The sequence below is a fragment of the Veillonella sp. CHU732 genome, from assembly GCF_003992085.1.
Classification (GTDB): Bacteria; Bacillota; Negativicutes; order Veillonellales; family Veillonellaceae; genus F0422.
Window position 1 is genome coordinate 1 of sequence record NZ_RQVC01000017.1, and the last position, 14,731, is coordinate 14,731.

At 40.7% G+C, this 14,731-nt stretch carries 10 protein-coding genes and 1 tRNA gene; all 11 read left to right on the forward strand.

Annotated elements, in window-relative coordinates; genetic code table 11:
* The first annotated feature begins 273 nt into the window (after nt 1-273).
* The 11 genes from EO121_RS07450 to ilvC all read left to right on the forward strand — a co-directional run bounded on the left by EO121_RS07450 (nt 274) and on the right by ilvC (nt 13,770).
* Nucleotides 274-588 carry a hypothetical protein gene (locus EO121_RS07450; protein WP_127167155.1) on the forward strand — a complete coding sequence of 105 codons (315 nt, stop codon included), beginning with the start codon at nt 274-276 and terminating at the stop codon, nt 586-588.
* A 579-nt stretch (nt 589-1,167) separates the two neighbouring features.
* A tRNA-Arg gene (locus tag EO121_RS07455) sits at nt 1,168-1,244 on the forward strand.
* Nucleotides 1,245-1,471: 227 nt separating this feature from the next.
* A complete protein-coding gene (locus EO121_RS07460; RefSeq protein ID WP_127167157.1) occupies nt 1,472-2,959 on the forward strand; it encodes a YadA-like family protein in 1,488 nt (495 codons plus the stop codon).
* Between the two features lie 206 nt (nt 2,960-3,165).
* On the forward strand, nt 3,166-3,981 hold the full coding sequence (locus EO121_RS07465) for a MetQ/NlpA family ABC transporter substrate-binding protein (protein WP_127167159.1): 816 nt from the start codon (nt 3,166-3,168) through the stop codon (nt 3,979-3,981).
* 332 nt (nt 3,982-4,313) lie between these two features.
* The gene (locus tag EO121_RS07470) at nt 4,314-5,648 is read left to right on the forward strand and encodes an NAD(P)-dependent oxidoreductase (RefSeq protein ID WP_127167161.1); all 1,335 of its coding nucleotides are present in this window, start codon (nt 4,314-4,316) and stop codon (nt 5,646-5,648) included.
* 922 nt (nt 5,649-6,570) lie between these two features.
* Nucleotides 6,571-8,241, forward strand: coding sequence for a dihydroxy-acid dehydratase (gene ilvD, locus EO121_RS07475; protein WP_127167163.1), 1,671 nt, complete (start codon nt 6,571-6,573; stop codon nt 8,239-8,241).
* An 83-nt stretch (nt 8,242-8,324) separates the two neighbouring features.
* Nucleotides 8,325-9,551 carry a threonine ammonia-lyase gene (gene ilvA, locus EO121_RS07480; protein WP_127167165.1) on the forward strand — a complete coding sequence of 409 codons (1,227 nt, stop codon included), beginning with the start codon at nt 8,325-8,327 and terminating at the stop codon, nt 9,549-9,551.
* Nucleotides 9,552-9,583: 32 nt separating this feature from the next.
* On the forward strand, nt 9,584-11,305 hold the full coding sequence (ilvB, locus tag EO121_RS07485) for a biosynthetic-type acetolactate synthase large subunit (RefSeq protein ID WP_127161376.1): 1,722 nt from the start codon (nt 9,584-9,586) through the stop codon (nt 11,303-11,305).
* Entirely contained in the window at nt 11,298-11,792 is a 495-nt protein-coding gene (gene ilvN, locus EO121_RS07490) for an acetolactate synthase small subunit (RefSeq protein ID WP_126938427.1), read from the forward strand. Before ilvB ends, ilvN begins: the two co-directional genes overlap by 8 nt.
* Nucleotides 11,792-12,595 carry an ABC transporter ATP-binding protein gene (locus EO121_RS07495; RefSeq protein WP_127167167.1) on the forward strand — a complete coding sequence of 268 codons (804 nt, stop codon included), beginning with the start codon at nt 11,792-11,794 and terminating at the stop codon, nt 12,593-12,595. Before ilvN ends, EO121_RS07495 begins: the two co-directional genes overlap by 1 nt.
* A gap of 164 nt (nt 12,596-12,759) precedes the next feature.
* Nucleotides 12,760-13,770: a ketol-acid reductoisomerase gene (gene ilvC / locus EO121_RS07500; protein WP_127011130.1), complete on the forward strand. Its 1,011-nt coding sequence runs from the start codon at nt 12,760-12,762 to the stop codon at nt 13,768-13,770.
* Nucleotides 13,771-14,731 lie beyond the last annotated feature (961 nt).

Consider the following 14,731-nt stretch of genomic DNA (forward strand, 5'->3'; position numbering starts at 1 on the left):
GTGTTAAATACTCAAAAATATTTTTTCTAAAATTTGTAATATTAATAATTGCCATGTATATCACCTCTTTATGTACATTATAATGTACGTAAAAATAAAAAGCAATGGTATGGATATTGAAAGTATTGTAATCATTTGGAGTAAACTGCAATAGAATTAGAAGTATCTATATTGCCACTACTTGGAAAGATACGATATAATAGGAACAGAATATATCAAAGTATGAGTATAGTATACATCATAACTTATGTTAGTCATGAAAGAGGGTACACCATGGAATGGGTATATTTAGCAATTCATTATGGAGATAATGAGCGTGGTCATATTGCGTATAACAAAGAAACAAAAGAATGCCAAGTGGTATTAGAGGATGTAACTTGGAAAGAGAAAGTAGAATCCTATTTGCAAGCAGAACAAACAGTAATGCATGCCACAGGATTAAATACATATGATGAGTTGACAGTGCAACCATTGGACTCCTACGATAACTTAAAATTAGCCTTAACTCGCATGTGGAACAAAATTGGCGTGCAAGTTGACTGGGGGATTCCAGTAGAAGTAGATGGTCAATTACACTTTGCTGAATAAGTGAGATCATATGTTGGATATTCAGCACTTGTAAGTGACAATGTGGTGCATACTGAAAGTATTCTAGTAAGAGAATATCTGATATATACCATGCATATGATAAAGCCTATAGAACAGATTAGCTATGTTCTATAGGCTTATTGTGTATGTAGTAGATGATGAGATATAGATATGTATTATCGTATATGTAATCAATAGTAAATCTATGTCATGGGTAGATAGACACTAACAGTGGGTATAGTGTAAAAATAGAACAAAAAAGAGACTTTTATCGTACATATGGAACAGTTATCCACCTAACTGTGGATAACTCAGTGTATAACTATGGGTATAGGTTGTGAGTAGCTTGTTAATACATTGTGTATTTAGTGTTAATAACTCTATAGTTATACACATCTTATACACAAAAAGTGAATAACCCTTGTACTATAAGGCTTTATTGAATCTTAATGGGTTAGAAAAAATGTTCTGTATTGTGGATATGCACATACATATACGCATATATAATATATATCGAATCTTATTTTAGATTTCATATTGCTAGGGAGAGTACAGTTAGACTATAATAGATGTATACTTGCGTTCATAGCTCAGTAGGATAGAGCGACAGTTTCCTAAACTGCAGGTCGGGGGTTCAATTCCCTCTGGGCGCACCAGATATAAAAAGGAAGTTACAGATAAGAGTAGCTTCCTTTTTTATGTATAAGTTATTTCGTTTATCAATATAACTCCTTGCAGAACTAAATACTTTAGTTTTAGTAAGTCGCTTAGAGGAACTGGCAACTAATCGATCATACTATGAGACATTGATATTACAGAATTAGAACGATATGTGATAAAATTAAAATATTATATAATTTATATACTAAGGAGAACATGCAAAATGATGAGAAGGAACGTAGTACTAGCGACGTTGGTTGCTTTATTGTGTACGTCAACAGTACTAGCAGAAGAGGTAAATTTAGGTAAGAATGGAGATACAAGCACAGCCTATACGGCTGGTGGTGTGTCGATTGGTAAAGGTACGATTGGATCGAAAGATAAGCGGATAAGTGCTCCTATTGGTATTGGGTATAATCACAATATCGATGCTAATTTTGGGATTGCCTTAGGCTATGGAGCAATGATTGAAAAAAATGGAGAACAAGGGATTGTTATTGGTACTAGCTCCTATGTGGGTAAATTAACAGATGATGAAGCATTAGGGGAGGTACCACATGATACGCCTACAAAGGTGGGGAATCAATCAGAACATGTAATGAACGTAGATGATTATAAACCATTAGATGAGTCAAAAGATAAAAAAGATACTCCAAGTATTCCCAATGGATATGAAGGAAAATTAGCCTTTCAATCGATGGCAATTGGTAATGACACTAGAGTCTATGGATTTGATGCGGTAGGGATTGGTAATGGCATTCGAGCAAATGGAACGGATTCTATTGCCATTGGTAAAGCCAGTCGAGCTTGGTTAGATGAATCCATTGCTATGGGTTCCCAAGCGGTGACAGCAAGAAAAAGAAGTATCGCTCTAGGACGGTATGCTACTACGTTGTCAGAAGATAGTATAGCCATCGGTAATCGTTCAGAAATAGGTTCTAAGGCAGATAGTAGTATGGCTCTAGGCACTTGGTCGCGTGTGAATGATAAAAATAGTGTAGCTATTGGTGTGTATTCTTCTACAGAAGGACGTGGTGCTGCTATAGATGGTACATCTGCTTTCTCAGGAGATGCGGTGAAAGCAGCAGAAGGCGTCGTTTCTGTAGGTACAGAGGGATACACGATGCAATTTGATAATGGTACGTTAGATATTCCAGATATGAAACGAAGAATCGTCAATGTAGCTGGGGGTATCAAAGATACAGATGCGGTCAATGTAAAACAGTTGAAAGCCATCACAAATGCGCTAGGATATACACCTGAAGAAATCGAGAAAATGAATGCTGGTACGGGATCAAAACCAGAAAGCATCGTCAGCCAAGTTCATACGGTGAAAGCCATGGCAGAAGAGGCAAATGATACGGCAAAAATTGCAGGGGCCTCTGCCATTGCCTTAGGCGCTTTAAAAGCCCTACCATATGATGGGACAGATCGAACACAAGTCATGGCTGGTGTAGGCCAATTTAAAGGTACAAAAGGCGTGGCATTAGGAATAGGTCATTATACAAATAAAGATAGATTCTATAATTTTGGACTTAGCCTTGCGGGACATACCCTGTCTTGGAATGCTGGAGCTTCTTTCAGAATCGGTAAAGATGAAAAGAAACCTATGATTTCCAACGATTATGAGGTGCGCATCCAACAGTTAGAAGAGAAAAATACTGAATTAGAACAAAAATTGAATCAAGTGTTGGCTATGCTAAACAAATAATCTGTAAACAGAGGCTCATTGCTACCATAGGGAGTGATGACCTCTGTTTTTATGTAGATATCATACATGATTATAACTAGCAACTATAATAACTATGTAAAAACGAGTATTAGCCAATAGATAGCACCTATGATATCCTTAATACTTGAGAAAGGGAACTTTCAATAGAAAAAATATATATCGAGTAGTTATGAAAGGATAGCAGTATGAAATTAAAATCACTTTTCACGCCCTTATTAGTAGGTGTATTAGCGTTAGGTATTGCGGGCTGTGGTACATCCACAACGACGCAGGACACGCCGAAGGAAATTAAAATTGGTGCTACGGCAGGTCCTCATGCACAAGTGGCTGAGGCGGTAGCGAAGGAAGCACAAAAACAAGGCATCCAGTTGAAAGTGGTGGAATTTTCTGATTACATCACACCAGATAAAGCCTTGGCAGATGGAGACATCCAATTGAATGCGTACCAACATGTGCCGTTCTTGGAAAACTTTAACAAGCAAAATAATTCTAAACTCGTGCCAATTGGCAAAACTATTTTAATGCCAATGGGCATCTACAGTAATACTGTGAAATCCCCTATTGATGTGAAAGATGGCGACACAGTAGCCATTCCAAATGATCCAACCAATGGTGGCCGTGCCTTAGCCTTATTACAACGAGCAGGTCTTATCAAATTAAAAGACGGTGTTGGCTTTAAAGCCACAGTAGCAGACATTGTGGAAAATCCTAAGAATCTAAAAATCCAAGAACTTGAGGCCGCACAATTACCTCGTAGCTTAGATGATGTGACATTGGCGACAATTCCGATGAACTATGTGCAAAGCGCAGGTATCAACGTAGGTGAAAAAGGATTGTACTTAGAACCAAAAGATGAGCCATTGGCTGTAATGATCTTAGCGACTCGTGAACAAGATAAAGACAATGCAACATACAAAAAAATTGCAGAAATCTATCAGTCTGAAGCTATCAAACAATTCATTGCAGAAACGTTCAAAGGAACCATTACATCTGCAAACTAATCATTATGAATATAGAGGTCTACCTATGAGGTGGGCCTCTTTTTTGTATCGTTGCAACGATAATGAAACGATAGGGGTATTGTTGCATAATATATAAAAATACATAGTTACACACTGTGCGTACATATGGTATACTATAGGATATATCTTTTAGCACTTTTACTAAGAAAAGGAGCACTTCTAGTCATAGAGATAGCAAGGGTGTAGCCATTGTTACAGTGAAGTATAGTTGCTTATGGTATACTAGAGATATGATATCGAAATAAGTAAGAATCTATAAATAGAGTATGTAAAGGGAAAGTGTGTCACCAGAGTGGTGCAAGGAGGTCTTTATGGAGTTAAGACATGAACTAGAATTTGATAAAGATTATACGATAGAAGAGGCCTTTGCAGAGGCAAAGCGTTGTTTGAACTGTGCGAAGCCATTATGCCGTACAGGTTGTCCTATTGAAAATGAAATTCCTCGTTTTATACAAGCCATTGCACATGGTAATTTTGGTTTAGCTAACGATATCATTGCGGAGCGCAGCAGCTTGCCAGCGGTGTGTGGCCGTGTGTGTGCTCGTGAAAAACAATGTGAAGGAGCGTGTATTTTAAATCGTGCGAACAAACCCATTAATATCGGTAAATTAGAGCGCTTTGCAGCCGATTTTGAAAGTGACAATAGCCTTCGTAAAGTGAAACCAAACCGTAAAGACCAAGGTAAAATTGCTGTGATTGGGTCTGGTCCTGCTGGTTTAACAGTGGCTGGAGATATGGCAAAATTAGGCTATGCAGTAACGGTGTTTGAGCGCCAAGATGAGCCAGGTGGTATCCTATTATTCGGTATTCCTGAGTTCCGATTAGGTAAAAAAATTGTGCGCCGTGAAGTGCAAAGCTTGGAACGATTAGGTGTTACTTTTGAGTGTAATGTAACAATCGGTCCAGATCGCAACTTAGATTCTTTATTTGAAGAAGGCTTTGATGCTATCTTTATTGCTACAGGTACACATGTACCAGCAGAAATTTCTTTACCTGGTGATGATAAAGCAGGTATGTTACAGGCGATGGCTTTGTTGACATCTGTACAATTAGTGCAAAATGGTAGAGCGGAAGAGTCTTTAATTCCTGTGTACAAAGGTGATAAAGTTGTCATCATCGGTGCTGGTAACGTGGCAATGGATGCGGCTCGTACTTGTATCCGTCTCGGTGCTGAAAGTGTCACTGTGACGTACCGTCGTGGACAAGAGCAAATGCCAGCGAATCCAACTGAGTTTGAAGAAGCAAAAGAAGAAGGCGTTCATTTTGAATTCTTAGCCGCTCCAAAAGAAGTGACAGGTTCAGATATCGTGGAAGGGTTGACATTTACACGACAAGAATTACAAGAAGATGGATCTGTGAAAAGCACTGGCGAAGACTTTACATTACCAGCCGATAAAATTATCGTGGCCATCGGTCATAAACCAAATACACGCTTAGTAGGTCCTGGCAATGGCATTGAAGTGAATGAGTCTGGCTATGTAGTGACACGAGATATGCCATATGGTATGACGAGTCGTCAAGGCGTATTTGCAGGTGGTGACGTAGTGCATAAACCAGCTACCGTAGTATTGGCTATGCGTGAAGCTAAAAAAGTAGTAGAAGGTATTGTAAATTACTGCGAAGCAAAACGCTTTTTAGGGGAGTAAGATTTAAATTTTTATTAACCTATGATATAATTAGAACGGAAAAGTTGATGACCTCCATTTACAAGCAAAAGAAACCCCACAGTCCGCTAACCGTGGGGTTTTAATTTCTTTGTAATTATGATATAATATGGGCAAGCGAAAAAAGTGTGAAAATAATTAGCATTAGGTTCACAAAAAACACCCAGGTGGCGAGACCTGGGTGTTTCTTATATACTAGAAAATATACTAGGAAAGTGATATAATGGAGATGGAATGAAATTGAGGACTTTCCAATTGCAAGCAAAAAAACCCCACGGTTGGCGGACCGTGGGGTTTTGCTTTTTATAGAGAGCTATCTCTTGTTGGGCTAGTTACTTCGTTTATTTCTGTTTAGCCACTTGCAAATATAGTTGCTGACTATACCTGCCACAACAGAAATAAGGAAATTGAGAAATAGATCCAATTGCAAACACCCCCTCTCTGTTACCAGTATAGGGGAAGTAACACTTATAGTATAACAAATTGTGGAAAATAACACATCTGAAAGAGTAAAAAAATATAGATATGTACTTGCGCACAGTGGACAAAGGTGTTACAATAGTAGACAGTTATTTTATTTTTAAAGTATTACACTTATAGTTAAGATTCGTACGCATATCGTACAGAAAGGAGATTATCATGGTATTGTTAGCAATTCTCGTGCTCGTCCTGTTCCTAGTAGTGAACGTCATTAGAACTAACAATTCCATAGAGGTCGCCTTTTCTTCGGTAGAGCTACCATCTTAGGTTTCTTTGTATACAGCATAAGGAATCTAGGTTGTTGTAGTCTATTTGATTAACGTGCATACATATATATTAAAAGGCGATTCCCTAGGGATCGCCCTTTTTTATATCTATAACAAGTGTTATAAATTATATTTATATAAGTAGAAAGGATCATCATATGGTACGCAGTGATAGAGTAGCCAAAGGAGCAACAAGAGCTCCACATCGTTCATTATTAAAAGCATTAGGATTCATTAATGAGGAAATTGGAAAACCAATCATCGGTATTGCCAATTCTTTCAACGAAATCATTCCAGGTCATGTGCATTTAAAAAATCTTGTACAGTCTGTGAAAGATGGCATCCGCGAGGCTGGCGGTATTCCTATGGAATTTAATACTATCGGTATTTGTGATGGATTGGCGATGAACCACATCGGTATGAAATATTCCTTGGTGACACGCAATATTATCGCTGACTCTATCGAGGCTTCTGCCATGGCCACACCATTCGATGCGATGGTATTCATTCCTAACTGTGATAAAGTGGTACCAGGTATGTTGATTGCGGCCGCTCGTTTGAACTTACCATCCGTGTTTGTCTCTGGTGGTGCTATGCTAGCAGGCGTGCATAATGGTAAAAAAATCGGTTTATCCGATGTATTTGAAGCGGTAGGTAAATTTGAAGCAGGCCTCATTTCTGAAGAAGAATTAGAACATATTGAAAACGTAGCATGTCCAACTTGCGGATCTTGCTCTGGTATGTATACAGCGAACACCATGAACTGTTTAACAGAAGCATTGGGTATGGCATTACCAGGAAATGGTACGATTCCAGCGGTTTACTCCGAGCGTTTGCGTCTAGCAAAACGTGCAGGTATGCAAGTGATGGAAGTGTTACAAGAAGGATTACGTCCAAAAGATGTATTGACGAAAGAAGCTTTTGAAAATGCGGTAGCCGTGGATATGGCATTGGGCGGTTCTTCCAACACAGCATTACATTTACCAGCCATCGCTCATGAAGCGGGCGTATCCTTAACATTGGATGATTTCAACCGCATTGCAGGGGATACACCACAATTGGCTAAATTGTCTCCATCTGGTAAATATTTCATCGAAGATTTACATGCTGCAGGCGGTGTGTATGCGGTAATGCATCGTTTACAAGAACAAGGTCACTTGCATGAAAGTGCGAAATCTGTGAGCTTGGTGGACCAAGGTACGATTGCTAAAACTGTGAAAGTCCTAGACGAAGATGTCATTCATCCTTGGAGCGACCCAGTATACACCACAGGTGGTATCGCTGTATTGAAAGGTAATTTAGCTCCCGACGGTTCCGTTGTCAAAGAAGGTGCCGTAGACCCAGAAATGTTAGTTCACTCTGGCCCAGCGAAAGTATTCAACAGCGAAGAAGAAGCAGTTGAAGCAATCATGGGTCACAAAATTGTAAAAGGCGATGTAGTCATCATTCGCTACGAAGGTCCAAAAGGTGGTCCAGGTATGCGTGAAATGTTGACACCAACAGCGACAATCACAGGTATGGGTCTTGGTAAAGACGTAGCCTTGATTACAGATGGCCGTTTCTCTGGTGCGACTCGTGGCGCATCCATTGGTCACGTATCTCCAGAAGCAGCTTCCGGTGGAACGATTGCCATCGTAGAAGATGGAGATATCATCGAAATCGACATTCCAAATCGTTCCTTGAATGTGAAACTTTCAGAGGAAGAAATTGCACGAAGAAAAGCAAATTTAGCACCGTACAAATCAGATGTTACAGGATACTTGAAAAAATATGCTATGCATGTATCCTCTGCGGCACAAGGTGCGATCGAAATCCTAGACGAAGCATAAGAGGGAACGCAGTCGGGATAGACATATCTATGAGGGAAGTACAGGTTCGTAGATAGAATACATACTTAGGAAAGGACGTTTATATGCATAAATTATACGATTTCATGGAGGCTAGGGAGAGACTTGCTACCATCGCCGTGAAAACAAAATTAATTCATAGCTCTGTGTACTCCCAAGAAACAGGCAATGATGTATATATTAAACCGGAAAATTTACAGCGCACAGGGTCTTTCAAATTACGGGGCGCGTACAATAAAATTTCTAAACTAACAGAAGCAGAAAAGGCGTGTGGCGTTATCGCCGCCTCTGCCGGCAATCATGCACAAGGGGTGGCACTGGCAGCCCAACGCTTAGGTATTAAAGCAGTCATCGTCATGCCACGCCATACACCGCTCATTAAAGTAGAGGCCACACGCCAATACGGAGCCGAAGTAGTGCTCGCTGGCGAAGTCTATGACGAAGCCTATGAAAAGGCTTGTGAACTACAAGAAAAGCACGGTTATGTGTTCGTCCATCCTTTCGATGATGAAGATGTCATCGAAGGGCAAGGAACGATTGCCTTAGAAATTTTAGAAGAATTGCCAAATGCAGATATTATCTTAGTACCAATTGGTGGTGGCGGATTGATCTCCGGTGTGGCAGCAGCAGCGAAGCTGAAAAATCCACAAGTGAAGATCATCGGTGTAGAACCAGAAGGCGCAGCCAGTGCAAAAGCAGCGGTAGCAGAAGGAAAGCCTGTGAACTTACCATCTGTAAGTACTATTGCAGATGGAGCGGCTGTAAAATTAATCGGTTCCAAGAATTTGGAATACATCCAAAATTATGTAGATGAAATTGTAACCGTATCCGACTATGAACTGATGGAAGCTTTCCTGTTATTGGCAGAAAAACATAAAATCATCGGTGAAAATGCAGGGTTACTTTCAGTGGCAGGATTGAAAAAACTGCGGGTGCGAGGCAAAACAGTAGTCAGCATTTTAAGCGGTGGCAATATCGATGTATTAACCATTGCGTCCATGATTACTAAAGGCTTAGTTGTACGGGGCCGTATTTTCACATTTGCTGTGAATTTATCAGATAAACCAGGCCAATTAGTGGCGGTGTCTGAAATCTTAGCAGAACAAAATGCGAATGTCATCAAATTAGAACATAATCAGTTTAAAAACCTAGACCGATTCCATGAAGTGGAGTTGGTGGTGACCGTAGAAACGAACGGAGAAGATCATATCAAGAAAATTACGGCTGCCATGGCGGACCGTGGATATACGATTCACCGTATCAGTTCTAATGAATTTAATGAACATGACTAATGAATAGAATGGATATAGAAAGAGGATAAACTATGAGTGAACAGAAGATGATTCGAGGAGCTCGCATACTCCTAGAAACATTGAAGCGCTTGGGAGTGACAGATATATTTGGCTATCCCGGCGGCGCCGTAATTCCTATATACAATGAAATTTATGATTTCGAGGGTATTAACCATTACTTAGCACGTCATGAACAAGGGGCGGCCCATGAAGCGGACGGCTATGCTCGTGCGTCTGGTAAATGTGGTGTTTGCCTAGCCACATCTGGTCCAGGGGCGACGAACCTAGTGACAGGTATTATGACGGCGCATATGGATTCTATTCCTCTCTTGGCCATTACAGGTCAGGTGTGCAGCCACTTGCTAGGAAAAGATGCATTTCAAGAATCGGATATTGTGGGTATTACCATGCCGGTGACAAAAAATAACTACTTGGTGAAAGATATTCGAGACATGATACGCACTGTGAAAGAAGCGTACTACTTAGCGACTACTGGTCGACCAGGTCCCGTGCTGGTAGATATCACACGAGATGCGCAATTAGATGTCATTTCTTATGAAGAATTTGAAGCTATTTTTAATGAACCAATTTCTATCGAAGGCTATGATCCGAATTACATTGGACATCCAAAACAAATCAAGAAAGCTATCGATCTATTGAAAGGTGCGAAACGACCGCTTATCATAGCAGGTCATGGGGTACTATTATCGAATGCTACAGAAGAACTTTACAAATTAGCGACTACATGCCAAGTTCCAGTAGTGAATACCTTATTGGGCTTAGGGTCCTTTCCAGGAGAACACCAATTATCGCTAGGTATGTTAGGCATGCATGGTACAGTGTATGCTAACTATGCTGTGAATGAAGCAGATGTAGTGTTAGCATTAGGGATTCGTTTCGACGATCGCATTGCAGGGGTACCGAAGGAGTTCTGCAAAGATGCTACCATCATTCACGTAGATATTGACCCAGCTGAAATTGGTAAAAATAAACTTATCGATATACCTATCGTTGGGGATTTGAAACATGTATTGAATGAAATAAATCATGAGTTGACTCCACAAACGCATGAAAGTTGGTTGGAACGCATCCGTGAATGGCGTGAAGAATATCCAATTCGAGTGCGACCTCATGAGGGAAATTCTTTATTACCACAAAAGGTGATTCAAGAAATCGACAATATTGTGAAAGGCAACGCCATCGTTGTGACCGACGTGGGACAACATCAAATGTGGGCGTCTCAATTCATTACTTTCTCCAAGCCGAATACGATCATCACGTCCGGTGGTGCCGGTACGATGGGCTTTGGTTTGCCAGCGGCCATCGGTGCACAAGTGGCACAACCAGATAAAAAGGTAGTACTCATCACAGGTGATGGGGGCTTACAAATGAACAGCCAAGAATTGCTCTTATTGAAAGCGTATAATATCCCTGTAAAAGTGGTCATCATCAACAACGGTTTCTTGGGCATGGTTCGTCAATGGCAAGAGTTGTTTAATCAACGTCGCTATTCCTTTGTAGACTTAGAGGTGAACCCAGACTTTGAAACCTTGGCAAAAGCCTATGGCGTACAAGGTGTGACATTATCCACCATCGAAGAGTTGCGCAGCCAATTGCGAGACCTGATCCTATCTGACGAGCCAGTGGTGATTAACTGCGTGGTAGAACGAGAAGAAAATGTATTCCCAATGATTCCAGCCGGTTGCACAGCCAAAGATATGATGGGATTGAAAGGAGGCCCTGACAATGAGTAAAGTACAACAACACCAAGTGTTAGTGATTACAAAAAACAAACCAGGCATCGGGGCTAGAATCTTGTCCTTGTTCAATCGTCGTGGCTATTCCGTGACCCAAATGACATCGGGCATTTCCATTCCAAAGGATCAAGCTCGGATTACCTTAACGGTGGAAACAGACGAAGTGCAATTGGACCAAATCCAAAAACAAATCTACAAACTAGTGGATGCCATCAAAGTGAAAGTGTTCTCTCCAGAACAAGTGGTGCGCCGTGAATTGATGCTCATCAAGGTAAAAGCTGACGTGTCGGTACGACCACAAATCATCCAATTAGCAGATGTGTACCGTGGCAATGTACTCGACGTAGGACCTAGCTCTATCGTTATAGAAATTACAGGGGAAACACAGAAACTCGATGCTTTCATAGAAATTATGAAAGAATATGGCATTCTAGAAATTGCGAAAACAGGTTGCACCGCTATGAGCCGTGGAGAAAAAATGTAATGACTATACCAAAACAAGGCGAGTTGTTACATTACGAAGGAGTGACCTTCGTCCGCAATGGAGAAGCGATTTTGCAAGGTGTGGACTGGCATGTGAACACAGGGGAAAATTGGGCGCTATTGGGTCTCAATGGGGCAGGTAAGTCTACCTTGCTAGGCATGATTATGGCCTATACCTGTGCCACCCGTGGTGAGGTGCGTGTCCTAGGGCATACCTTTGGCCAATGCGTGTGGAAAGACGTGAAAGATCGCATCGGATTCGTCAGCTCTACCTTAGGGCAATTTGAACGAACGATGAGAGACGAAACAGTGCGACAAATTTTGCTATCTGGAGCGCATGGCACTATCGGTGTGTATCGAGAGGTGACAGAGGAAGAAGAACAACGCTGTGATACGGTCCTAGCAGATATGGGCTTGCAGTATGTACAGCATCGTCAGTTTGGGTTATTATCTACCGGTGAACAGCGACGAGCTCTCATTGGTCGTGCTTTGATGACGAGTCCGGACTTGCTCATCTTAGACGAACCATGCAATGGGTTAGACGTACCGAGCCGAGAACAATTGCTCCGTCATCTCAATCAACGTGAGACTCAGGACAGGCCTTGTCCGTTTATCTATGTGACGCACCAAATCGAGGAAATCCTTCCCACAGTGACCCATGTGGCACTATTAAAAGAAGGCAAAATCTTTCAATCGGGGCCGAAACGAGAGGTCATTACCGATGAGATTTTATCGGCGCTCTATGGTTTGTCTGTGAAAGTAACTTGGGTCCAAGATCGACCTTGGCTGCAAGTGCTTTCATAAAATGTTTTTATAGAGTGTACAAAGATATTTTTAATCATACCAATTTATCATACTAAGTATGGTAAATCCGTAAGCCGAAAGGCTGAAAATCAGTTGAATTTCACTAGAAAATCTAGTAAATTATAAACATTAACACATGTATTACAAAGTAGGAGGTTATCACAATGGCAGGTAACATTTTAGGCACACAAGTATTTTATGATGCAGATTGCAATCTACAAGCATTAGTAGGTAAAAAAATTACAGTTCTTGGCTACGGTTCCCAAGGTCATGCGCATGCGTTGAACTTGAAAGAAAGCGGCATGGACGTACAAATCGGTCTTCGTGAAGGTTCCAAATCTTGGAAAGAAGCAGAAGAAGCTGGTTTCGTAGTAAAAGAAACAGGCGAGGCTGTAAAAGGTGCAGACGTTGTGATGATCTTGATTCCAGATGAATTGCAAGCAGAAACTTATGAAAAATCCATCGCTCCTAACCTTAAACAAGGTGCGTACTTGGCATTTGCTCATGGTTTCAACATTCATTTCGGTAAAATTAAACCATCTGCTGACGTAAACGTATTTATGGTTGCTCCTAAAGGTCCTGGTCACTTAGTACGTCGTACATTCCAAGAAGGTTCTGGCGTTCCTTGCTTGTATGCTGTATACGCAGATCCAAGCGGAGACACTAAAGAAGTGGCATTGGCATGGGCATCTGGTGTAGGTGGTGGCCGTTCCGGTATTTTGGAAACTGACTTCCGTCAAGAAACTGAAACTGACTTATTCGGTGAACAAGCAGTACTTTGCGGCGGCGTATGTGCGTTGATGCAAACTGGTTTCGAAGTATTGGTAGAAGCTGGCTACAATCCAGTTAATGCATACTTTGAATGTGTTCATGAAATGAAATTAATCATCGACTTGATCTACGAAGGTGGTTTCGAAACAATGCGTAAATCCATCTCCAACACAGCTGAGTTTGGTGACTATATTACAGGACCAAAAGTAATCCCAGCAGCAGCGAAAGAAGCTATGCGTGGTGTATTGAAAGATATTCAAGACGGCAAATTTGCTGATCAATTCCTTGGTGACTATGCAGCGGGTTACCCATACCTTAACGAACAACGTAAACAATCTGCAGCACATCAAGTAGAAGAAGTGGGCGGCGAATTACGTAAATTGATGCCTTGGATCAAAAAATAGGTCGTCTCTTGTGACGCTATGTAGCCTTGTAGCGTTCCTAACTGAATAGGGCAAAGGGAAGAGCACGGTATACCCCTCACAAACGGTATTTCATAATGTTTGTTCGGGGCACACCGTGCTCTTCTTGTGTTTGTATGAGTTAGGTAGTAAGAGAACGCCACAAAGGCTACTACTCATAACGGCGTTCCTCAGGGGAAGGGTACTTGTGGCGGTGTCAGTTGCAAACTTGCGCTTTGCTTAGTTTGCTGTTCGGCATGGTATTATTTTCATATAAACAGTATGAATAGATTATGCTATAATAAAAACTGTAAGAGCCATCGACGTGTTGTTAGGCTCATCTCTTCCTAGTATGGGAGGAGGTGATTTCTATGAAAAATTTTAGAAAGTTATCTTTATTGATAAAGTTTTTGAAGTTGATTATAGATATTTATCGTTTCTTTCAATAGAAATGAAAAGCCTAACGTAACAATAAGTATTCGCAGTACTTATACACGTTAGGCCATTTCTCTTTATTCTTCTGAGATGAGCCTAACGCTAGCTACACGTCGATGGCTCTTCTTTTGTTGTCTTAATTATATCACAGGTTGCAGGAATATTACAAATGCTACTACTCGTAACGGCGTTCTTCAGAATGATATTCATAAGGTTGTTATTTTTCATATTGTATAGTTAGGTGTGTAATGGTGGTATGAGAGTCACTAACGTGAGTTAGGCTCGTCTCTTCCTAATATAGGGGGAGGTGATACTATGAGAAAGTATGAAAAGTATACTTTATTGCTTTATCTAATTTCTGTAATAGTAAGTATCATTGACCTGTTTAAAGATCTATTTAAATAGACAATGAAAATGCCTAACGTGTATAACCAGTACTTATACACGTTAGGCATCATCACATTTTGTTGTTTCGAGATGAGCCTAACGCCAACGACACGTTAATGGCTCTCTTTTTGATACTCCAAGT